At 36.8% G+C, this 23,110-nt stretch carries 15 protein-coding genes and 2 pseudogenes; 11 read left to right on the top strand and 6 right to left on the bottom strand.

Going from position 1 to position 23,110, the window contains the following annotated elements:
• Nucleotides 1-71 precede the first annotated feature (71 nt).
• A complete protein-coding gene (locus RIV7116_RS13175) occupies nt 72-1,469 on the top strand; it encodes an amidohydrolase (protein ID WP_015118795.1) in 1,398 nt (465 codons plus the stop codon).
• Nucleotides 1,470-1,547: 78 nt separating this feature from the next.
• Here RIV7116_RS13175 and RIV7116_RS13170 read toward each other — a convergent pair.
• The 3 genes and pseudogenes from RIV7116_RS13170 to RIV7116_RS13160 all read right to left on the bottom strand — a co-directional run bounded on the left by RIV7116_RS13170 (nt 1,548) and on the right by RIV7116_RS13160 (nt 8,921).
• A pseudogene (locus tag RIV7116_RS13170) lies at nt 1,548-1,904 on the bottom strand (four helix bundle protein).
• A gap of 98 nt (nt 1,905-2,002) precedes the next feature.
• Entirely contained in the window at nt 2,003-3,421 is a 1,419-nt protein-coding gene (locus RIV7116_RS13165) for an ATP-binding protein (RefSeq protein ID WP_015118794.1), read from the bottom strand.
• 166 nt (nt 3,422-3,587) lie between these two features.
• Nucleotides 3,588-8,921: an ATP-binding sensor histidine kinase gene (locus RIV7116_RS13160; RefSeq protein ID WP_015118793.1), complete on the bottom strand. Its 5,334-nt coding sequence runs from the start codon at nt 8,919-8,921 to the stop codon at nt 3,588-3,590.
• Nucleotides 8,922-9,105: 184 nt separating this feature from the next.
• Here RIV7116_RS13160 and RIV7116_RS13155 point away from each other — a divergent pair, with 184 nt between their 5' ends.
• On the top strand, nt 9,106-10,314 hold the full coding sequence (locus tag RIV7116_RS13155) for a NupC/NupG family nucleoside CNT transporter (RefSeq protein ID WP_044290924.1): 1,209 nt from the start codon (nt 9,106-9,108) through the stop codon (nt 10,312-10,314).
• 49 nt (nt 10,315-10,363) lie between these two features.
• Here the strand turns inward: RIV7116_RS13155 and RIV7116_RS13150 are convergent, their stop codons facing one another.
• On the bottom strand, nt 10,364-10,819 hold the full coding sequence (locus RIV7116_RS13150; protein ID WP_232435794.1) for a hypothetical protein: 456 nt from the start codon (nt 10,817-10,819) through the stop codon (nt 10,364-10,366).
• Nucleotides 10,820-11,153: 334 nt separating this feature from the next.
• Here RIV7116_RS13150 and RIV7116_RS13145 point away from each other — a divergent pair, with 334 nt between their 5' ends.
• From RIV7116_RS13145 to RIV7116_RS13110, 8 genes are all read left to right on the top strand, one after another.
• The gene (locus tag RIV7116_RS13145) at nt 11,154-13,172 is read left to right on the top strand and encodes a family 10 glycosylhydrolase (RefSeq protein WP_015118790.1); all 2,019 of its coding nucleotides are present in this window, start codon (nt 11,154-11,156) and stop codon (nt 13,170-13,172) included.
• A gap of 920 nt (nt 13,173-14,092) precedes the next feature.
• Entirely contained in the window at nt 14,093-15,091 is a 999-nt protein-coding gene (locus RIV7116_RS13140) for a septal ring lytic transglycosylase RlpA family protein (RefSeq protein WP_015118789.1), read from the top strand.
• 241 nt (nt 15,092-15,332) lie between these two features.
• Nucleotides 15,333-16,937, top strand: a complete 1,605-nt coding sequence (locus RIV7116_RS13135) for a bifunctional pantoate--beta-alanine ligase/(d)CMP kinase (RefSeq protein ID WP_015118788.1) — start codon at nt 15,333-15,335, stop codon at nt 16,935-16,937.
• 402 nt (nt 16,938-17,339) lie between these two features.
• Nucleotides 17,340-17,813 (top strand): superoxide dismutase, Ni, encoded by a 474-nt coding sequence (sodN, locus tag RIV7116_RS13130; protein ID WP_044290923.1) that lies wholly within the window; start codon nt 17,340-17,342, stop codon nt 17,811-17,813.
• 75 nt (nt 17,814-17,888) lie between these two features.
• Nucleotides 17,889-18,233: a nickel-type superoxide dismutase maturation protease gene (gene sodX, locus RIV7116_RS13125; protein WP_015118786.1), complete on the top strand. Its 345-nt coding sequence runs from the start codon at nt 17,889-17,891 to the stop codon at nt 18,231-18,233.
• A 38-nt stretch (nt 18,234-18,271) separates the two neighbouring features.
• Nucleotides 18,272-18,478, top strand: coding sequence for a hypothetical protein (locus tag RIV7116_RS13120; protein WP_015118785.1), 207 nt, complete (start codon nt 18,272-18,274; stop codon nt 18,476-18,478).
• 201 nt (nt 18,479-18,679) lie between these two features.
• Entirely contained in the window at nt 18,680-19,711 is a 1,032-nt protein-coding gene (purM, locus tag RIV7116_RS13115; protein WP_015118784.1) for a phosphoribosylformylglycinamidine cyclo-ligase, read from the top strand.
• Between the two features lie 341 nt (nt 19,712-20,052).
• The gene (locus tag RIV7116_RS13110; RefSeq protein WP_044291789.1) at nt 20,053-20,739 is read left to right on the top strand and encodes a PHP domain-containing protein; all 687 of its coding nucleotides are present in this window, start codon (nt 20,053-20,055) and stop codon (nt 20,737-20,739) included.
• Between the two features lie 90 nt (nt 20,740-20,829).
• Here the strand turns inward: RIV7116_RS13110 and RIV7116_RS37370 are convergent.
• Together RIV7116_RS37370 and RIV7116_RS13100 are read right to left on the bottom strand one after the other, a co-directional pair.
• Nucleotides 20,830-21,198 (bottom strand): annotated as a pseudogene (locus RIV7116_RS37370) (Uma2 family endonuclease); the annotation flags it as partial.
• Nucleotides 21,199-21,594: 396 nt separating this feature from the next.
• A complete protein-coding gene (locus tag RIV7116_RS13100; protein WP_015118782.1) occupies nt 21,595-22,173 on the bottom strand; it encodes an ACP phosphodiesterase in 579 nt (192 codons plus the stop codon).
• 127 nt (nt 22,174-22,300) lie between these two features.
• Here RIV7116_RS13100 and RIV7116_RS13095 point away from each other — a divergent pair, with 127 nt between their 5' ends.
• The gene (locus tag RIV7116_RS13095; RefSeq protein ID WP_015118781.1) at nt 22,301-23,041 is read left to right on the top strand and encodes a M50 family metallopeptidase; all 741 of its coding nucleotides are present in this window, start codon (nt 22,301-22,303) and stop codon (nt 23,039-23,041) included.
• Nucleotides 23,042-23,110 lie beyond the last annotated feature (69 nt).

Genomic DNA, 23,110 nt, shown 5'->3' with positions numbered 1-23,110 from the left:
ACCCATAACTACTTACTGCTCAGTGTTAACTGCTCACTGATAACTACTAACTTAAAATCAAGGTTAATTTCATGAATTTTACAATTCAAAATGTTTTAATTCCCACAGAGGATGATTACGCGACTGTAGATGTACAAATTCAAGATGGGAAAATCGCTGAAGTATCTTCTGGTTTGGATGTTATTGGTGAAGCGATTGACGGTACAAATAAGCTGCTATTGCCGGGATTTGTTAATGCTCACACTCACTCTTCGGAAATGTGGCAGCGAGGGATAATGTCAATTTATCCGTTGGAGTTATGGTTAGCCGAACTTTATGATTTTGCACCTCTGGATACGGAACAGGTTTATTTGACTGCTTTGGGTACTGCTGTCGAAACTTTATTATCTGGTGGTACGACTGTAGTGGATCATTTAGTTTTGATTCCGGGAAAAGAGCTTGAAACTATTACCGTAGCAGTTGAAGCTTATCGAAAAATTGGTATTCGCGCAGTTGTAGCGCCTTTAATTCAAGATGAATCTCTTACTGCCGGGATGCCTTCAGGAGAATCGGAAGTGAGTCATGAAGATTATTTTCGTTCGACTCAAGCCACTTTGGAGATTATGGAATCGGCGATAAAGCAGTTTCATAAACCGGAAGACGGGATTTATATAGCTTTAGCACCTACGGGAATTCAACTTTGCAGCGATGCTTTATTTAAAGGATGTATTGAATTAAGCGATAAATACAATCTTTGCCGTCATTCTCATTTATTAGAAACCAAAGCCCAGGAAAAGTTAGCTCAAGAAAAGTATGGCTGTACTGCTGTAGAACATTTACAAACAATAAATTATTTAAATCATCGTACTTCTTTGGCGCATTGCGTGCATTTAACAGATAAAGATATTAGTATTCTTGCGGAAACTAAATCTACAGTAGTTCATAATCCTTTGAGTAATTTACGTTTGGGAAGTGGAATTGCGCCAATTTTAAAATACCGTCAAGCAGGGGTAAATATATCTTTTGGTTGCGATGGTGCATCCAGTAATGATTCCCAAGATTTATTAGAAGCGATTAAAATCGGTTCAATTTTACATAACGTTACTGATTTAGACTATCAGCATTGGATTACACCCAGACAATCAATAGAAATGGCATCATTAGGTGGAGCAAAAGGACTTAATTTAGGGGAAGAAGTTGGTTCTTTAACTCTGGGTAAAAAAGCTGATTTAGTTATGTATGATTTGACAAGTTTATCCTTATTACCTCGTACAGATCCAGTAGGTTTATTAGTATTAGGAAGACCTACAAATGTCGTTGATAGCGTTTGGGTAAACGGAAACTTGATAGTAGCAGATGGTACAGTGAAAAATATTAATCTTGATAACTTAAAGCAAGAATTATTTAAACATAGTCAATGGCAAACCAAGCGTAAATCAAAAACTGTTAAAGAAATTGAAGCTCATTATCGTAAAGTAATGGGACTTTGAGTCAGTGAACAGTGAATAGTGAGCAGTGAACAGTAAGCAGTGAGCAGTGAACAGCGAGTAGTGAATATTTGAGGATGATTATTTTGTTAAGCGAGATGATTTGAGAATTGAGAACAACATTTTAGATAATTCATCTGCATCTGGATAAATACTGTTGAATTCCTTTAGAGAAATATAATTTGTATCTTTTAATAAGTTCAGCCAGTATTTTGTTTCTCAACATTCTTTATAAGCAACTGACATTTTTGCAGAAAAATCTGCTTTTGATATTCCACCATTAGCCTCAGCTATATTCGCTCCAATACTAGTTCCACTTCTGACAAGTTGCTTAGACAAAACATATTCTTTTTTATTCATGGATAAATACTTATAAGCATTAACTATCCGAATCGCAAACTTATAAGCCTTATCATAAACCAAACTTTTACTAATCATATTTAACACTTCTGAAATTATTAATTAAAAATTATTCACTAGTCACTGTTCACTGCTCACTGCCCACTGCTCACTGCCCACTGCTCACTGTTCACTGCTCACTGTTCACTGCTCACTGATTTAACCGGAATCTGAATTACAAATTCAGTTCCTTTACCAATTTCAGAATTAAAAGTTAAATTACCTTTATGCTTGTCTACAATGATTTCACGAGCAATTGATAAACCCAAACCCGTACCTTTTCCTACAGCTTTAGTCGTAAATAAATTTTCAAAAATTCTTTGCTGAACTGCTTCAGGAATTCCTAAACCGTTATCAGCAATTTTGATTATGGCAGTTGTCTTGTCTGGAGTTAAAGTTGTGGTAATAATGATTTGATTAGAATGAGCTTCAATTTCCTCGAAGCTTTTTCCGACGTTATATTCTTCTAAAGCATCAATTGCATTAGCTAACAAATTCATAAATACCTGATTGAGTTGTCCTGAATAACACTCAATTAAAGGTAAATCGCCATAATTTTTAATCACCTTAATTACAGGATGTGATTCGTCCGCTTTTAAACGATGTTGGAGAATCAAAATAGTGCTATCAATACCTTCGTGAATATTAAATGGTATTTTATGTTCGGTGTCTGCCCTAGAAAAAGTACGTAAACTCGTACTAATATTGCGAATACGTTCGGAACCAATTTTTAAAGAATTAAATAGTTTGGGTAAATCATCCCGCAAATATTCTAAGTCTATTGCTTCAATTTCTGACTCTATTTCTGGCTGTGGATTTGGATAATGTTGTTGATATAAATCAATAAGACTGAATAAATCACCTACATATTCCTTCGCCATTTTTAAATTCCCCGCAACAAACCCAATAGGGTTATTAATCTCATGGGCAATTCCTGCTACTAAATTACCTAAAGCAGACATTTTTTCACTTTGCACTAATTGAAGTTGAGTATTTTGCAAAGTTTTTAAAGTTTCGCTCAATTGTACTGCTTGTTCCTCAATAGTCAGAATATCGCGGTAGGAACGTAAAGCGGCAATAGTTGAAGTAATTAATTTTTGTCTGGTAAGCTCAACTTTCAGTTTATAATCGTTAATATCATAGTTTGTAATTACCGATTCTTCTGGCGCATCCCCCGGTTGCCCGGTACGTAAAATAATTCGCACTCGCTTATTTTCTAATTCTTTACGAATATACTCAACTACCTGTAAACCAGCGTCATTACTATCCATAACTACATCTAATAAAATTAAAGCAGTATCAGGATTTTCGGCAATTAATTTCTTTCCTTCTTGACTGGAATAACCCGAATAAAAAATAATCGGCTTACCCTCAAAAGTCAAATTTTTTAAAGCTAATTTAGTGACTTGATGTACTGTAGGTTCATCATCCACTATTAAAACTTTCCAGACAGCTTCTGAAGATGTATTTACAGTAATATTATCAGTTGCTTCTTCCTCGAAGAATAAAATATCATCGTCGGTTTCAGATAACTTCAGGTTGTTGTCGAGCGTCATATATTTGTAATCCAGATTTTGAATAATTTGTAGTGCTTTTTAATAAAAGTAATCAATGCAAATTTGGCATCATTCTCGACAAGTACAAATAAATTTGGTTGATTATCCCAATAAAATGATTTATTTTATTTAGTTATTTGCAATCAACCCAGGTTTTCGTCGCACTTTACTGTTTCTCAGTCCTTTTTACCAAGCAAACCAAAGGTAATGCGATTATAAATATTGTTCCCAAATCCACTTCGCTTTTAACATCAATTTTGCCTTGAAGTTTTTGAGTCACTAGGTTATAGACTATATGCAATCCCAATCCGGTACCGCCTTCGTTTCTGGCGGTGGTAAAGAAAGGTTCAAAGATTTTAGTTAAATTTTCTGAGGGAATGCCACAACCATCATCGCTGTACTCAATCAAAACTACATCTTGCTGTTGCTTGATTTGAAAATGTAGCTGCCCTTTTTCTCCCGATTGATAAGCGTGCTTCAAAGAATTCATTACTAAGTTTGTGACGATTTGAGCAACAGCACCGGGATAAGTATCTATTTCAACATGATTTTCACCTTCTACCTTACAGGTAAGAGCGGTATGTTTGAATTTGGGTGCTAAACTATTTAAAATTTCTTGGATATATGGTTTTATAGCGAATTTGCGTTTTTCTAAATTTGAAGAATCAACGGCGACTTGTTTAAAACTTTGAATCAAATCTGAAGCGCGATTGAGGTTATTCAAAATTAAATCAGTACTTTCGCTGGCGATTTCGAGATAATTATTTAAGGATGAACGTTTTAATGCACCTCCAGCGACGGCATCGTTAAAAATAGTGGTTTCATCTTTCAAAGTAGAAGCAGCAGTAATGCTGGTACCCACCGGAGTATTGATTTCGTGAGCAACTCCAGCAACCAGACTACCTAATGCAGCCATTTTTTCTGATTCTACAAGTTGTTTTTGAGCCTCTTGTAAATTTTCTATAGCTTGAGAAAGTTGTTTAGTGCGCTCTGTTACTTTTTGTTCTAAAGTGCTGTAAAGAGTTGCGTTTTTAATAGAAATAGCTGCTTGAGAACAAATAAGTTTGAGTAATTGTAAACGTTGTGGGGGAAAAGCTGCGGTAGTTAGATTATTTTCTAAATAAAGAATAGCAATCAATTTACCTTGATGGAGAATTGGAATACATAGTAAAGATTTGGGTTGTTCATTTATAAAATAAAAGTCATTAGCAAATTCTTCTCTCTGATTTACCTCATCAAGTAAAACATTCTTTTGGGTTCTAGCAACATAATTAATAACTGAAATTGGTAAATTTTTGAAAGCTGTGATGGGAATAGAATGTTGTATCTCCACTTCTCCATCTGCATTGATTACGCTTTCGATAACTAATTCCCCATTGTTAATAAAAATTAAGCATCCTGTTTGCGCTCCTGCATTTTCAATTACGGTTTTCATTAATTTTTCAATTAATTTAGCTAACATTATTTCATTAGAAATAGTTTGAGAAACTTTGAAAACAGTTTCCATATCTAACGACTCTCCAAAATTAGTGGTAGTCGAATTTTGATTTATGGTTGTTTGATAATTGTTATTCTTAGGATTTAGATTATCCGTGATTTTTATCAATCTAGGGTTCAACCAGAAAGAATACTGACTTTCCAAATCTGCTACCTTATGTTTAGCACCCCAAGCTTGATAGGCATTGTACGCTTTGCGGATATAAATTTGAGCAAAATCTTCTTTATTCATTCCCAACCAAAACTTAGCTGCTAATTCGTTAGCTAAAGCTTCATTTTGAATAAAATCATGAGTTTTTGCAGAAGCAATTGCTAAATCGTATAGCTCCATTGCTTCTAATTTATTCCCAGAAATTCGCGCTATTTCCGCTTCTATAATTAAATACTTATGTAAAAAATTTGCCTCGCAATTGTCAGCCCATATTTTCATTTGCTTTTGATTGCGTTCTAATTGATGCCAATATTGCTTTTGTTCGGCAAAAGTCGCAGAAGAATATAATGCGGTTAATATTAGAGATTGGTGAAAATTTTGCTCGGCAACAGTAATCGTACTAATACCAAATTCTTTTAATTTTTCTGCTTCAATTACTACTTCTAAAGCTTCAACTGGTTTATTATAAAGGTAAAGTACAAAAGATTTAAAAGTATAGTAATTAAACAAAGGCATATAGCTTTGTCTTTGCCAGCAGCTTTGAAGATATTCTGATTCGCTTAATTCCGGACTATCAAATTCAGATAATTCTTTCGTTTCTCCATTTAGATTACATAAACATAATTTCGCAGCTAAAATAGTATCACGCGCAAATATATTTGTGTTTTTATTGACAAATTGCAAACAGTTATTCGCTTCGTCAATAGATTTTTCAATACTTACATCTGCATATAAATTGTTAATTAGCTGAGAAGATAATATATAACCAGAATATTGTAAATCACCAGATTCTATACTAGCTTGATATCCTGTATGACTAATTTCATGAGTATGTCTGATGTGTTTTACCCAAAAAACTATAGAGGTAGCTAAAATCATACAAGTTTTACATTCTTGATTCAAATTGCGATATTTTTGACTAACATTAATAGCTAGTTTTCCAAATTCATAACCTCTTTGATACTCTCCCCAAACTGCTCCTAATAGTAGACCAAAAAGTACATACCCTTTTGTTGATTCTGCTAAATTACCATATTCTAAAGATAAATTTAACATTTTTATGATTGCTATACTGTAAAGTTTTTGGTTTGTTAAATAGCAAGGTACGTCAATATTATTTAATAACCTAAGAGCTATAATTTTGTCGGGTTGCGTCATATCTGGTAGATTTATCAATGAAGCAACTTCTTTCCCCTGAAGAAGTTTATTAGCTTTGGTAGTTGCAATTTCTAACGCTTCATCTAAATTAGTTTTCGGTAAGTCAAATCCCAGATATTGCAGTCCGTTTTTACCTGCTTCAATAGCTTCATTTAACTTACCCTGTAACGTAAACTGAAGAACCAATAAGTTGTGAATATCTGCTTTTTCTACAGGGTTATTTGCTTTTTCAATGATTCGATTGATTAAATATTCCGAACTGGCGAAATCACCGTTTAAATATTCAACTTCTGCAAGCTGTTTGTAGATATCTAAAGTTAGTTCGTAGAATCTAAACCAGCTATCTAATGGTAATTCTTCCTTACAAATATATAAATAACTTCTAGCAGCGTCATAAGCAATTGCATCTTTGGCTTTTTTTGCAGCAGATAAATTCAATTTAACGAGTTCAATTTTCTCGCCATCATTGATAATTAATTCTCTACCTGAATTTAAATGGTCTACCAATTCAAAAATATGGTCTAATTGTTCTTGCGAGGAAAAATTAGAATATAGCAACCAGCCGATTTGTAAATGAACTGCTTGTTTTTCATATTCCGCAATTAAAGAATAAGCAGCTTGTTGAACTCTATCGTGTAAAAATTTAAAATTATTAATTACGAGTTGCGAGCTTAGCATTTCTCCGCTAAGAAATTCCAATCCAGAAGTAGGTAATATAAAACCTTGTTGAATCGCGATCGCCAAGTTTTGGAAAGCTGCGATTGGTGTAAGCTCGCTGACAATTGCTAGAGTATTCAAGGTGAAGCGATTGCCGATGCAGGCTGCTAAACGTAATACCTGCTGGGTAGGTTTTGGTAATCTAATAAGTTTGGATATCATCAACTCTACAACGTTATCGGTGATATCCATCTCTTCTATTTGAGAAATATCCCATTCCCATCTAGGCTTTTGTATACCTTGCGATACATGGAAATAAATTAATTTTTCGGAATGTAAATTATAAATAAATTGATTGACAAAGAACGGATTGCCATCTGTTTTAGAAGCAACTAATTTTGCTAAAGATGCGACATCCTTAATATCTCTATGCAGAGTATCGGCGATTAAACTGGTAATATTCTTTTGATTAAGGGGTGTTAATTTAATTTGATGAGTAGGTATACTGATATTTAATTTTTCCAGCAAAATAATTAAAGGATGATTCGCATCAACTTCATTATCCCGATACGCACCAATAAATAATAGATGATGCATTTTGTCATCAGTCATCATTAATTCTATGAACTGTAAACTTGCCGAATCAGCCCATTGCAAATCATCTAGAAATAAAACTAATGGATGTTCTGCTTGACAAAATACGCGAATAAAACTTTTGAATACTGAATTAAAACGATTTTGAGCTTCACTGCCTTTTAAATCTTCTACCGCTGGTTGTCTACCAATAATTAACTCAATTTCTGGAATTACATCGATAATAATTTGAGCATTTGGTTGAATAGCAGATAATAACTTTTGCTTCCATTCCTGTAGCTGTAATAGCGGTTCGCTGAGCAGCTGTTTTACTAACCCTCTGAAAGCTTTGACAACCGCAGAATAGGGAATATTTCGTTGAAACTGGTCGAATTTACCAGAAATAAAATAACCTTTTTGACGAGTAATTGGGCGATAAATTTCCTTTACTAAAGCAGATTTTCCAATCCCAGAATAGCCAGTTACAGCAACCATTTCGGTTTTACTAACCACATTGATAACTCTTTCAAATGCACTTAACAAAATCGAAGTTTCTTGCTCTCTACCGTAAAGCTTTTGAGGAATATGAAACTGTGACGAAATATCTTCTTTAGCCAAATCAAAATCAATAATGCAATTATAATTTTTTAATTGCTCCAAACAAGTTTCTAAATCGGCTTTAATTCCCCATACACTTTGATAGCGCTCTTCAGCCGTTTTTGCCATCAGCTTCATCACAATCTGTGAAACCATCCGAGGAACTTTATAACTGATTTCATGAGGAGAAACAGGTTGTTTAGCTAGATGACAATGAATTAATTCCATCGCATCATCACCCGTAAAAGGTAATTGGCTGGTAAATAACTCATATAAAGTTACCCCCAAAGAGTAAAAATCAGTGCGGTAATCTAAAGAACGATTCATCCTTCCTGTTTGTTCGGGAGAAATATATGCTAAAGTTCCCTCTAAAGCATTCGGACTAGATAAAACTGTATGTTCGCTTCCCAACTTTGTGGAAATTCCAAAATCAATAATTTTCAGTTGCTTACTTACAGGATTGAAAACAATATTACTAGGATTAATATCCTTATGAATTACTTGTGCTGCATGAATTTGAGCCAAACTATCAGTAATTTGACAAGCAATTTCCAAGGATTCAAACAAATTAAATTTTCTTTTGTAGAGTAAATTCCTCAACGACTCTCCTCCAAAATCCTCTAAAATCATCACTAAAAAATGATCTTGTTGTAAATCGTAAGCCTTGATAATTCCTGGATGTTCTAGATTGCAAGTGATTTCATACTCTTGTTTATAGCGAGTCAACTGTAGTGGAGTCAAACATTCTTGCTTGAGAATCTTCAGAATAATTGGCTGATTATCTTCCTCCCGTTTTCCCCGATAAACCGCAGAATTATGGCTTTCATAAATTTGTTCGAGTATCTCATAACCAGTAATAATAACCATTCTTATATGCTAATTTTATAGATTTATGAATTTAGAGTTCCCCATTAATTGTTATTTCTATCATTCACAAGGAATGGGAAGAGGGGGGAAAAGGGGGAAGAGGGGGGAGAGGGGGAAGAGGGGGAAGAAAAAATTTTAATTATTAACTGATAACTGTTAACTGCTCACTGATAACTGTTCACTGATTATGCGTTTAATATCGTTGTTGGGAATCTTTGCATTCGTAGGAATTTCTTATAGTTTGTCGGTTAACCGTCGTGCTATTCGTTGGGTGCCGGTACTGTGGGGGATTGCTTTGCAGCTAGTTTTCGGAATTTTAATTCTGAGAACAAAACCCGGTTTTGTGGTGTTCAAATTTCTTGGGGATGTAGTCAGTCAATTTCTCAACTATTCCGATGCGGGAGCCAAATTCGTATTTGGTGACAACTTTGAAGAACACTACATCGCATTCAAAGTACTACCGACAATCATCTTTTTCTCTTCATTCATCACTATTTTGTACCACTACGGTATTTTGCAAAGAATAGTGCAGGTAGTTGCTAACGTGATGATGAAAACCATGAAAACATCAGGCTCCGAATCCCTTAGTGCTGCTGCGAATATCTTTGTCGGGCAATCCGAAGCGCCTTTATTAATCAAACCCTATGTAGCAACCATGACTCGTTCCGAATTACATGCGGTTATGACGGGGGGCTTCGCCACAATTGCAGGTGGGGTAATGGCTGCATATATTTCCTTTGGCGTGTCAGCAGAACATTTAATCGCTGCTTCAGTAATGTCTGCACCCGCAGCATTAGCAGTTTCTAAAATACTTTATCCCGAAACCGAATCATCCCCTACCGCAGGGGAAGTTAAAATCGAGGTGAAGAGTGACTACTCCAACGCTATTGACGCAGCCGCAACTGGTGCTAGTGAAGGGATGAAATTAGCGTTAAATGTAGCCGCGATGTTGATTGCTTTTTTAGGATTATTAGCCTTGGCAAACGGTATTCTAGGTTATATTGGCTCCCGCACTGGTTTACCGCAACTTTCATTAGAATGGATATTTTCTTACCTACTCGCACCTGTAGCTTGGTTGATGGGCGTACCTTGGGCAGATTGCGGGCAAGTGGGAATATTGCTGGGTAAAAAGACGATTTTAAACGAATTTATTGCCTACCAAGATTTGCAAAAAATGGTAGCAGAATCTGCGATTTCCGAAAGAGCAAGAATAATTGCCACTTATGCTCTATGTGGATTTTCTAATATTGGTTCCATCGGTATTCAAATAGGTGGAATCGGAGCCATAGCCCCCAACCGTCAAGCCGACTTAGCCCAAATGGGAATTAGAGCCATGATTGGTGGTGCGATCGCCTGTTTCATGACATCCTGTATTGCCGGAATGTTGTTGTAATTAGACAATTGGATATTGGTAATAACTGCTCACTGCTCACTGTTCACTGTTAACTGTCAATCTTGGTATATCCCAAATTCCAATTATCCGGTTTCTTCAATTCTTCTTGCTTACCTTGCAAGATTAATTTGATTGCAAAACGAGTATTTAACATTCCCTTCATCAAATAATGTCCGGGTTTCGCTTTTACGCCATCAATCGCTACGGTACCACCATAATTAAGTACCCCGCAGTAAGTTTTACTCCCAGGTACTTTTACTTCTAATAACTTGTCGTTAAGATAACCGCCGGGAATCTGAAATATTCCGTATACGTGATGCTGTCCCCGCCAAGGTTCTAATACTATCTTTTCTGGATGAGTGTAGTATTTTTCAGCTTTTGAAGAAAATCCCCATTCATGACAACTTACAGTTGGTGACTTTTTGCTGACATAATTCCTGACAGAAGAGAAGCCAAGTACACAGATTAAACTAGATAAAAATAATATGTAAGTAAGTTTACGCAAGATTTCTAACAAAATTAATTATATATACTGCTAAATTACTATTACAGTTTATGAACCTAAAATCGGGATATCAAGTCATATTGTACTCAAATCATTGTTGTTTTAAATAGCTTTAAAGTAGGTTTACAACAGTTTTCTAAATTAGTTTATCTAGAACTATTTTTGGTTTAACTTCCTTGCGGCTGTTTGCTAAAACAATAGATAATCAGCTACATTGTGACTCCAAACACAAATGTAATATTTAGTACTTATTTTACTTTATTTTTTCTGGGTGGGGATAGCATAATCAGGGGCAGAAAAAGTCAATTTAGATACAAGGTATCTGAGCGTAATTATGGCATCATCATCTGCCCGCTTCCCGGATATTACAAACCACTGGGCGCGTCCTTTTATTGAGGCTTTGGCGCGTCGAGGTATTTTAAACGGCTATCCTGACGGTAAGTTTCGCCCCGATAATTCAGTCACTCGTGCTGAATTTGCCGCCATAATTACTACTACGTTTTCCCGAATTCCCAAAAAACGCGAATACGTCTCATTTGTAGATGTCCCCGAAAACTATTGGGCGGCTTCTGCGATTCAAAAAGCTTACGAAACAGTATTTATTACCGGCTTTCCCAACAATTATTTTCGCCCTGGAAACAGGATTCAAAGAATAAATGCGCTTTTGAGTATTATTAGTGGGTTGGGAATGACATCAAAGGTGTCCAACGATTTATTACCCGTGCTTGGACAAATCTATCGGGATGCTTACAAAATCCCAGATTATGCTAAACCTACCGCCGCTATTACTACCCGCGCCGGTATGGTAGCAAGTCATCCAAATCCGAACTTACTCAATCCTACTTTAGCCGCAACTCGCGCCGATATTTCGGTTTTTGTTTATCAAGCTTTGGTTTGGCTGGGCGAAGAACAACCTATTTCTTCACAATATATAGTTAACCCACCAGCTAATACCAATATACCAGCACCACCACCAGGAAGCGTTCAAATCGAGCCGCAAAGAGAATTTCGCGGTGCTTGGGTTGCATCGGTTTGGAATAGTGACTGGCCTTCGCGTGCCGGATTATCAGCAGATCGGCAAAAGGCTGAGTTGATTCAACTGCTCGACAAATTACAAGAATTAAACTTTAACGCTTTAATATTACAGGTTCGTCCCGAAGGAGATGCCTTGTATGATTCCAAATACGAACCTTGGAGTGCTTGGTTAACCGGAATTCAAGGAAAATCACCTGGATATGACCCCTTAGAATTTGCGATCGCACAATGTCACAAGCGCAATATCGAGTTTCATGCTTGGTTTAATCCTTACCGTGCCAGCACTTCTTACCGCAGAGTCAAAAATGTTTCTCCTCATATTGCCGAAACTAATCCAGAAGTAGTTTACCGTTGGGGCACTCAATTATGGATGGACCCCGGTGCAAAGGTAGTACAGGATAGAATCTACAATGTGATTATGGATGTGGTGCGGCGTTACGATGTTGACGGCATTCACCTAGACGATTATTTCTATCCTTATCCCATCCGTAATTTATCGTTCCCGGATAGCAAAACCTATGCAGCTTATCGCAATACTGGCGGCAGATTAAGTTTAAATGACTGGCGCAGAAATAATGTCAATATAATGATGCGGCGCTTATGGCAAGGTATTAATTCCGCTAAATCTCATGTCAAATTTGGTATTAGTCCTTTCGGAATTTACCGTCCTGGGCAACCTGCTGGAATTAAGGGCTTAGACGCTTACGGCACACTGTACGCCGATGCCAAAAAATGGTTGCAGCAAGGCTGGTTGGATTATATTGCACCGCAACTATATTGGCGTATCGACCAAACCTCGCAAAGTTATCCGGTACTATTGCGCTGGTGGACGAGTATCAATTCCCAGCAGCGACATGTTTATGCAGGTAACACGGTTGCACGTTTAGATGGCAAAGCTTGGAAACAAAGAGAAATCATCAAGCAAGTAACTATCAGCCGCAGTTTACGCGAACAACTATCATTAGGAAATATTTTCTTTAGTGCTAGTGCAATTGAAGAAAATCGTCAAGGTATCGCTGAAAAATTCAAATCTTTATTATATAAAGAACCTGCATTAGTTCCTACAATGCCCTGGAAAGATGTCATACCGCCAACATCACCAGTTGCGGTACAAACAGATAACCTAAAAATTACTTGGCGCTCTACTAGTGGCGAAATCCGCTCTTGGACTCTTTATCAAAAGATTGGTAACAACTGGAAGCTGCAAAAAGTGTTACCAGAACAAACAACCGAAACCACTGTTGAACCAGGAACTTATGCTTTATGTGCCGTCGATAGAATGTCTAATCAAAGTGCAGGGATAGTCGTAAATATTTAGAAAATTGTGAATTGAGAAGTAATGAATAAATAATTATTATTCGTTACTTCTTACCAGTCGGGATAAACCTCCTTGACAAATAACATAATCTAACTTTTTTATTGCAATCAGTTCTTTAATCTTTTACTGTAGATCGAATATTAATGCCGCATATTATCTCATCTTTTTTTATTTTTTAATCGTAAAATATTGACTTAACAAAATCATTCATTCGTAATATTTATACTTCATGCAATGTAATAAATGTATTCGTATATTATCTGTAATTTATTTACTCTTAGTTATTCAAATTGTCTGGTCGATAACGAATTTGAATTAATTATTAGTATCGATTTAGACTTTTTTAGGAGCCAATTTATTTTAAATATATTCTCTAAAGCTCAGTATTTACGCGGCTTATAAGTTCATAAAGCATGATTTTTATAAATACAAGAGTGATTATAATAACTTAACTATATCAGCGTGTATGATTTTAATTGCTAAATGAATGACTATTTACCTAAGTAAAAACGTGTAAACAACAAAGTCCTATAAAATACTTTAATATGACTTGCTTTTGTATAAAACATTAGATAATAGACAAAAAATAAGCGATATATTTAATTTTTAAATGACCTGAATTATAAAAACTAAATTTTATTAATTTATTTAATTTATATAAAAATGCTACAAGGGTAAAATCAAGAATTGGTAAAGCTTTTACCCTTGCAATCCTCATTTAAAATCTGATACTTTGACAGTAATCTCCGCTAAAACTCGGATACCCAAGTTGAAAACTTCATGTTAGTCTGTTGCAGTTAATAAATAAAAAACAAAAGAAAAAGAAACAGAGATTTGGAGACTATTGTGACCGAATCCTTGATTGGTTCCGCGAGTAATTAAGCCTCCGTTCTTAGGTAACTTTATTTAGTATTAGACGCATGAATCAAAGACTTTTGTGGACTGTTGTAGCTGTAATTTCAACTGTTGCTGGAACTCCTTCTATTAGCCGCGCTCAGGCAATTAATGAAGCATCAATAACCTCTCAAAAAACATCCGAGAAAAATATTGTAGACGCGGCTGTAAATGAATCTAATTATGTCATTACCAAGATTCACGCACACAAATTAGGAGACCGTGAGGCTGCAACTCTCTATATTCGTAACATTCCTGCTTTTACATTTTTGAATTCTGTGTCCGAGAACTCGCAGAATAAAGCAAATCTAGCAGTTGAGAGCGACTACAGCAATCCTGTAGAGAAAGCAAACGCTGTAGCCGCCAAAATCAACGATTTAGTTAACAATAAAGTTGACGCGAATAAGATTACTGTCAGTTGGAACGGAACTACTGGATCTAAATCTGAATCCAAAACTTTAATCGAACGTTACATTATCAAAGTTGATGATTCCGAACTAGTCGAAATCAACAGCGATACAATACTTCCCGACGCAACAAAAAATCTCAGACAAGATGCACTTCAAGCAACCAATCGTTTGCGGAGATTAGTCGGTAAAGCATCTCCTCTAAAAACAATCGCTGGCTTACCTCCCGAACTAACCAAGCCCGAAAAGCAAGCAGTCAAAATTAAAAAGACATCCTCCAACAAGCACCATACAAAAAAATGGAGAAAAGCTGCTAGAGGAGGAAGACGTTTTAGAGGAATTGCTTCCTTCTACGGCGCTTACTTTGCCGGTAGAAAGACCGCTTCTGGTGAAAGATTTAATCCCTCAAGAATGACAGCAGCCCATAAGACCTTACCCTTCGGAACCAGAGTTCGCGTTACCAACATGCGTAACGGGCGTTCCGTGGTAGTAAGAATCAACGATAGAGGACCCTTCATTCGCGGTCGTGTCATCGACCTTTCTAGGGGTGCAGCCGGAGTTATCGGAATGATTGGTAGAGGTATTGCACCAGTTAGAGTTGAAGTATTGGGAAGATAATAGTTAAGGTCAAAGGTTAAAGGTTAAAGGTTAAAGGTAAGGGGGTTAGGGAGTAGCGAGTAGCGAGAAACGCCGAAATTTTCTACTCCTATACCTTCTATCCTCATTACCGATTACCGATTACCAATTACCTATTCCCTAAAAATCGTTAATAATCTTATAATCCTCCATCTAATTACTCTCTTTCCCCGAATTCGGATATACACTAACGGGGAAAGCTAGTGTAGATAGAGGATTTTTTGTGCGCCTGTTGACAACGGTTGTGGCTTTGCGTTGCTATTTGGATAGACGACCTTGGCAAAGCGAGCCTTTGCATTCTGAGGAGCCGCTACCCCTTGAAATGACAACTCGTCTCCAAACAGCAGTAGGCTTGGTTCCCACTATGGGAGCTTTGCATCAGGGACATTTAAGCTTGATTGAACGGGCGCGGCAGGAAAATGTCATTGTCATTGTCAGTATTTTTGTCAATCCCCTGCAATTTGGTCCGAACGAAGATTACGAAGATTATCCCCGTACTCTGCAAGAAGATATAAAATTCTGCAAAGAAGCTGGGGTAAATGCTATCTTTATACCAAATCCGGAAGAGATCGGGGTTGCCCGGAAGAATATACAAGATTCAATTGTTACACAAGTGACTCCACCATCTGATATGATATCAGGCTTGTGTGGTCGTACTCGGTTAGGACATTTTCAGGGCGTGGCTACTATCGTCACCAAGCTTTTCAACTTGGTGCAGCCAGACCGGGCTTACTTTGGTCAAAAGGATGGTCAGCAACTAGCCATCATTAAGCGGTTAGTTACAGATCTTAATTTTCCCATAGAAATTGTCGCTTGCCCAATCGTTAGGGAAGCGAATGGTCTTGCTTTAAGTTCCCGCAACCAGTATTTAACTGCAAGTCAAAAGCAGCAAGCGGCTGCTTTATATCGTGGCTTGCAAAAAGCTCGTGCTGCGTTTCGCAGTGGAGTTCGTAAAAGTAGCACCCTGATTGAAGCTGTTTTTAAAGAAATAGCAATGGTCAGCACTGTATCTGTGGAATATATTGAATTGATTGAACCAACTACGTTAATACCGCTAGATGAAATTAAGGAGGAAGGAATGATTGCGATCGCCGCTCGTCTTGGCTCTACACGATTAATTGACAATACAGTTTTGCGCGATCGCCAACCGATAATCGCCATTGATGGACCTGCTGGTGCTGGTAAATCTACCGTAGCTCGACAAGTTGCCGCTAAATTAGGACTAGTATTTTTAGATACAGGTGCTATGTACCGTGCCGTTACTTGGCTGGTATTGCAAAAGGGAATTCAAGATACGGATGAATGTGCGATCGCCGAGTTGGCTAACTGTTGCTCGATAAAATTAACTCCCAGCGAAGATTTAAAATCGCCAGTGCGAGTTTGGATTGACGGTAATGACGTTACCAAGAAAATTAGAACGACTGAGGTAACATCAAAAGTATCGGCAATCGCAGCCCAAAGCTCCGTGCGTCAAGCTTTAGTTAAACAACAACAAAGCTGGGGTAAAAAAGGAGGTTTAGTGGCTGAGGGAAGAGATATCGGTACTCAAGTTTTCCCCGATGCTGAAGTCAAAATCTTCTTAACTGCCACTGTTTCCGAACGCGCGCGTCGTCGTCAGCAGGACTATCAAAAACAAGGACAACCATCTGTAAGTATTGAGGAACTAGAAAATAGCATCAAGGAACGTGACTGGAAAGACAGCACTCGACTGGTTTCACCCCTAATGAAAGCAGCAGATGCTATAGAGATAGTTAGCGATGGCTTAACAATTGATGAAGTCACAACTCGGATTGTCAGCCTTTACCAGCAATGCTTAGCTCATCTGTAATTCCGCAAGCGGATTAGCATCGATTTTACCAACTGTATAAGAACGGCGACCACTTTATATTTTGGCATGATTAAAGAAACTCTGTCATCCTTTCTGGGGGATAGAGTTCTCAAATTACAGTTAGAAATAAAAAAATCTTCTGTTAGCACTTTTGGTGGTAGCAGAAGAATATCATTTGGATATTTAATAGAGTTGAAAAGGAAAAAATATCGCAAGAATTGCTAAGTTAATTAAGCTTTGGGTTGCTTGGAATACCTAATAGCACTAAGCTAAATGGGGTAGGGGGGGATTTTGAGTAGGAAAAAGGTTTTAGACCTTAAATGTTGTTTTACTCAGAGCTACAGTTTGGCTTCCCCAGGCTTACTGCCTCCCAACGTGAAGATAAGCAAATTCGTAAAAATCATGTTCAAAAAAATTGCTGCGAAGCTAAAAACTAATTACCCCGCACCCAAGGTACACGCTCATTGTGACGGTCCTTGCGGAGTCTACGACCCTTCTTCCGCTCGCATTACAGCAGAAGCAGTAGTATCCATGACCAAGAAACTCATGGATTTAGAGCATCCCCCAGCTGGTGATAAAGCAGCGACGATTGCTTACAACAATACCTTTTCTCGTTACGTTGCGATCAAAGAAGAACAAGCTCAAAAAACCAAAGAAGATTTATTAATCCTTTGGACAGATTATTTCAAGCCAGTACACCTCGAAAAGTATCCTGACTTGCACGACACCTTCTGGAAAGCAGCAAAACTTTGCTCTGCTTGTAAAGTAGAAGTTAACCTCGACCATGCGAACGAATTAATGGCAGCGGTTGAAAAAATTCATAATATGTTCTGGGCAACCAAAGACCGCAATGTTGCTTGGTACAAGGCTAGCTAATTTAAATTAGTTAAAGTTAGTTTTCAGTTTTGGGTCTAGAGTGTCGATAAAGCTATAAACTTGGCTTTTACAGCAATGAATGAGGAATTACAAACAGCCTTGAAATTGCTACAGTTGCTCGTAGGTATGCGGAAAAGATTGCGCGTTAGCGGACCTTCAATGCTTCCAGAGCTTCAGCCAGGAGATGAAATATTATTCGATCCAAAAGCTTATCGGCAAGAATTGCCTCAAGTCGGTGATATTGTAGTTGCACTACATCCCTACGAGTCAAAACAAATAATCAAGAGAGTGGCTGTAGTATTTGCAGATGGTTCTTGTTTTCTCATAGGAGACAATACCTCTTTAAGTACTGACAGCCGCTCTTATGGTCTTATACCTTTTAATAAAATTCTTGGTAAAGTCACTTCTAAATTCCCGTAATCAGTTACTAGTTAATAGTTTCCAGAGTTCGTAAATATATGAATAGCACAGAATTAGGAAAATACATTGAAGCCACTGAAAGTATTTCCAAACCTTGGCTGCTGATACAGCTACGCCTTCTAAAGTTGGAAGAAAACCGAGATCGGCTCTCAGAAAACGAATATGCCGAAAATTTACAGGACATCCATGAAGATTTAATGAATTTAGGGGAATGGTGGGTTGGCATCGAAGACCAAGTATTTTGACAGCAGACCGTAAATCAGAAATAATTATAAATATTGAGAATAAATAACTAGTAACTGATGACTGTTGACTGGTGAAACAACAGGAAAAATGGGGGTTCACCCCAGCGACTGCTGTTAGCGTAGCGTCTCCCGAAGGGTCACTATTAACTGTTAACTGTTCACTGTTAACTGTTCACTGTTCACTGTTCACTGTTCACTGTAATGGATTATCGGGATGCAGGGGTTGATGTTGAAGCTGGACGCGATTTTGTCGGTCAAATTCGTAATTTAGTTCACAGCACCTTTAGAAAAGAAGTAATTGGCGGATTGGGTGGCTTTGGAGGTTGCTTTGAGTTACCCGAAGGTTATAAACAACCCGTTTTAATTTCAGGTACTGATGGTGTTGGAACTAAACTGAAAATTGCCAATATCATTAATCGTCATGATACTGTTGGTATCGATTTAGTAGCTATGTGCGTCAACGATGTGCTGACATCCGGTGCAGAACCTTTATTTTTCTTAGATTATTTAGCAACGGGTAAACTAAACCAGGAACAATTGACTGACGTTGTTGCAGGTGTTGCTTCTGGTTGCAAACAAGCCGGTTGCGCTTTACTGGGAGGAGAAACTGCTGAAATGCCCGGATTTTACCAACCGGGAGAATATGATTTAGCTGGCTTTTGCGTAGGAATTGTCGAAAAAAATCAGATGCTTGATGGAACTCGGGTAGAAATTGGAGATGTAGCTATTGGCTTAGCGAGTTCCGGAGTACATAGCAATGGCTTTAGTTTGGTAAGAAAAATTATTAGCGATAAAGGGTTGAATTGGAACGATACCCCAGGTATATTTGGTGGTAAATCTTTAAGTGACATTTTCTTGCAGCCGACACAAATTTATGTCAAATCAGTATTAGCAGCCTTGAAACATGGTTTGGAAATCCATGCAATGGCTCATATTACAGGTGGTGGATTGCCAGAAAACCTTCCAAGATGTTTGGGAGACGGAAAATCTTTCAAAATCAAACCTGATAGCTGGATAATTCCACCCGTGTTCGAGTGGTTAGCAAAAGTGGGTTGTGTTAATTCTCAAGCAATGTACAACACTTTTAATATGGGAATTGGTTTCGTTATCATAGCTCCGGCGAATCAAGCACAGCAAACAATTGATTTTTTTGAATCTCACAATATTACAGCTTATAACATTGGCGAAATCATTTCCGGTAATAACGAATTAATTGGGCTAACAGATTTTTAGTAATAAAGAATACACAAAATTTTGATTTTGTATATTTGATGAAATATCAAAAATATTTAATAAAGTTTAGATAACGAGTTTCATTTTAAACAGTCACATTTTATTTATGTGGTTATTACTTAAATAGATAGTTATATTTTTAGCTTTATATATAGAGTATAGAAAATACTCATGACCATAAACATTAAAATTTGCTAAGTTAGTCTTAACATATTGAAAAAGTTTGCTAAAGACATGCACAAGGTTAATGCCCAAACAAACGTGAAGCATTAATGTTTTCCGGACTACAGGTGTTGCTTTGTGGAGTGTTAAGAATAAATAATTTTACACAAGAAAAGGCTATGGTTGTAAATTTTGCCCTCGCTTGTGCCTCTAAGACACTTTTAAAAGAAGTATTCGAGAATTTAGATGCACAAAGCTGTCCGAATAATTATAATTTTCACATGCATACCGTATATTCTGATGGCAAAATGCAGCCTTCGGAATTGATACAGCAAGCAATCGACAATGGTTTGAAAGGACTTGCGATTACCGATCATCACAATACAGGTGGTTATCAAGCTGCTAAAAAATGGTTGGAGGATTGGAAATCCAACAATCCAGGTATCGATGTACCTTATTTGTGGAGTGGTGTTGAAATCAATGCCAATCTTTTGAATGTGGAAGTTCACATTTTAGGTTACGCTTTTAACCCAGAACATCCCAGCTTAGAACCCTATACTCAAGGAAAACCAGTTACGGGTTCCGAATATGAGGCAGTTAACGTAATTGCAGCAATTCAAGAAGCAGGAGGATTTGCAGTACTTGCTCATCCGGCACGTTATAGAAAAAGCCACTTTGACTTGATTCCTGCTGCTGCCGAGTTAGGAATTGATGGAGTAGAAAGCTTTTATGCTTACAATAATCCCAAACCTTGGAAACCAAGTCCAACGCGATCGCAACAAATCCAGCAATTAGCGAAGCAGTACGGTTTATTCAGTACTTGCGGTACCGATAGCCACGGTTTCAGCTTACTTCAAAGGTTGTAGGAAAAGAATGATGTATTTTAGGTGATAATTGGTTGTTAGTAGTTAGAACTGGGAACTTTCAACTAACAACTTTGAACCATCTAATTAATATTATTTTTGAAATTCTGATAACAACCAAGAAATCACTTGGCTATGATTCATTTGACGAGAACGACGAAAAGCTTCTTCAAGAATTGAAATATCTAAACCAGGTAGCATTCGAGATTGAGTAATTCGCCGACTACCTTGATTTTCAATTAAAAAAGCTATAATTTGAACGTTTTTTACATCTACAATCCAATATTCATTTACACCTAACTCTTCATAAAGCAGACGTTTTTCACCTTTATCGTCAGCAAGAGAAGTATTAGCAACCTCAATAACTAAATTTGGCGCTGAAAATTCATCAAGATTAATAATAGAATTTCCGTAAGGAATTACATCAGCATTATCGCCAATATAATAAGAAACATCGGGTTGGGCTTCTCTGTACCCGGTTTCACGCTAGGTACAATTATCTCTTCGATTCATCGGAATACCTTTGATAGCTGCGTAATTGCTAGCTGCTAAGATAACTAGTGCATGGTCTTGTGAATGGTCATTTCCTAATACTGACATTTTAATTCTCATTCTACCGTTATAGTAATAACCCTTAGCTTTTTCATCAGCAGGGTTTTCGATTATTTGAATATATTCATCCCAAGAAGCTGCTACCCAAGTATCAGTTAGAGTTTTTGTTTGTTAATTGCTCACAATAATTAGTTCGAGTCGATAATAGTTGACTTTATTATGACCAATTATCAATAAACCCGGTTTTTCTAAAAAACCGGGTTTCTCAACACCAAAAAATATTCTCTATTCTCTTACTGCTAACTGTTAACTGCTAACTGTTAAACTGTAATTAATTAATTCAGGAAAAAACATCGAAAAATCAGCTTGAAGTTGCTGATAATTTAAAAATAACTCTTCGACTCCACCGAACAAATTATTTTTCCTTTTGATTCTATAAGAAAGTCCATTAATAGCTCTATTAATCGCAGATGTATCTTTATATGATGCCAGCCAGTCATGAGCAATCATATCTGGAAGAATGCTTTTTAATCTTTCGGGAAGTATATTTTTATTGTCTTGTAATACTTGATAAACGCGATTTGTAAAATTACCAAGAGAAATACTTGAATAATTCGACCAATGCTTAGCTAAAAAGTGGTCGTAAAACACATCAATCATAATTCCAGAGAATCTGCGTCTATTAAGACCAATAAGTCTTTTACTCGAGCGAAATATTGGATGAGAATCTGTAAAAATATCTATCTTTCGATGTAAATAAATTCCTTTGATAATTCCAGGAGAGTAAACGTTTTCAATTGAACCTTTGACAAAATCTCCTAGAAGATTACCTATTAAAGAATTTGGCGTACCATTTGATAAAAATAAATGAGCGAGATAATTCATGAGTACTAAGTAACGCCGTTAATCTTTAATACAATGTAATGCAGCTAACCTTAATAATTAACCAAGAAATATTATAAAATAATTAGTCAAAATATGTAAATTGAGAGCCTAGTTAAGAGCAAACAACATGAGTGAATTGTGGAACATTTTAAATAACTCGTCTCAAAATCAAGGTTTGATATCAAATGACAAAACGGGATTAATATTATTAATTGGAATTGCCTTACTTACCGGAATATTATGGCAAACTCCCAACGGTAGAAAAATTATATATCCTCTAACTTTATTGTCAACTTGGTACCATGAAATGGCTCATGGTTTAATGGCTGTTATGTTGGGAGCAAATTTCAAAAGATTAGAGATTTTCGCAAATGGTAATGGATTAGCTCAGTATGAATATCGCGGTTCATTATTTTTAGGCCCAATCGGTAAAGTGCTTGTATCTGCTGCTGGTCCGATGGGACCTCCCATCATCGGTGCTGGTTTTATTTTAGCTTCGCGTAGTTGGCAAACATCACAACAACTTTTACTTATATTAGGAAGTTTTATGTTGATTTCAGTTCTAATTTGGGTACGAACTGGAATTGGTATTTTATTAATTACTTGTCTAGGACTGCTAATTCTAGGAATTGGATTAGAAGCATCTGAGCAAATTCAAGTTTTTACAGTTCGATTTCTTGGAGTACAAGCTTGTATAAGCACCTTGCGCGATTTTAATTATGTATTTCGTTATTACAATGGTTATTCAGATACTGCCCAAATTGCTAAAGTTTTAATTCTACCTCATTGGTTTTGGGGAATTTTAATCACAATCGCATCACTATTTCTTTTATTACAGAGTCTTCGGATTGCTTACTTTTATAATTAAGAAACCCAATTTTTTAACACTGAATCTTTTTTCAAGCTCAGCCAGATGCCAAGTTTCCCCTTAGGATGA

It is taken from the genome of Rivularia sp. PCC 7116, from assembly GCF_000316665.1.
GTDB lineage: Bacteria > Cyanobacteriota > Cyanobacteriia > Cyanobacteriales > Nostocaceae > Rivularia.
This window is presented reverse-complemented; position numbering and strand designations above follow the sequence as displayed.

Excerpts from the sequence above, each read along its gene's own strand:
- RIV7116_RS13160 (WP_015118793.1), bottom strand. The coding sequence starts at position 8,921 with ATGGTTATTATTACTGGTTATGAGATACTCGAACAAATTTATGAAAGC.
- RIV7116_RS13140 (WP_015118789.1), top strand. The coding sequence starts at position 14,093 with ATGAATCAAAGACTTTTGTGGACTGTTGTAGCTGTAATTTCAACTGTT.
- RIV7116_RS13100 (WP_015118782.1), bottom strand. The coding sequence starts at position 22,173 with ATGAATTATCTCGCTCATTTATTTTTATCAAATGGTACGCCAAATTCT.
- sodX (WP_015118786.1), top strand. The coding sequence starts at position 17,889 with ATGAATGAGGAATTACAAACAGCCTTGAAATTGCTACAGTTGCTCGTA.
- RIV7116_RS13175 (WP_015118795.1), top strand. The coding sequence starts at position 72 with ATGAATTTTACAATTCAAAATGTTTTAATTCCCACAGAGGATGATTAC.
- RIV7116_RS13120 (WP_015118785.1), top strand. The coding sequence starts at position 18,272 with ATGAATAGCACAGAATTAGGAAAATACATTGAAGCCACTGAAAGTATT.
- RIV7116_RS13095 (WP_015118781.1), top strand. The coding sequence starts at position 22,301 with ATGAGTGAATTGTGGAACATTTTAAATAACTCGTCTCAAAATCAAGGT.
- purM (WP_015118784.1), top strand. The coding sequence starts at position 18,680 with ATGGATTATCGGGATGCAGGGGTTGATGTTGAAGCTGGACGCGATTTT.
- RIV7116_RS13165 (WP_015118794.1), bottom strand. The coding sequence starts at position 3,421 with ATGACGCTCGACAACAACCTGAAGTTATCTGAAACCGACGATGATATT.
- sodN (WP_044290923.1), top strand. The coding sequence starts at position 17,340 with ATGTTCAAAAAAATTGCTGCGAAGCTAAAAACTAATTACCCCGCACCC.
- RIV7116_RS13110 (WP_044291789.1), top strand. The coding sequence starts at position 20,053 with ATGGTTGTAAATTTTGCCCTCGCTTGTGCCTCTAAGACACTTTTAAAA.
- RIV7116_RS13145 (WP_015118790.1), top strand. The coding sequence starts at position 11,154 with ATGGCATCATCATCTGCCCGCTTCCCGGATATTACAAACCACTGGGCG.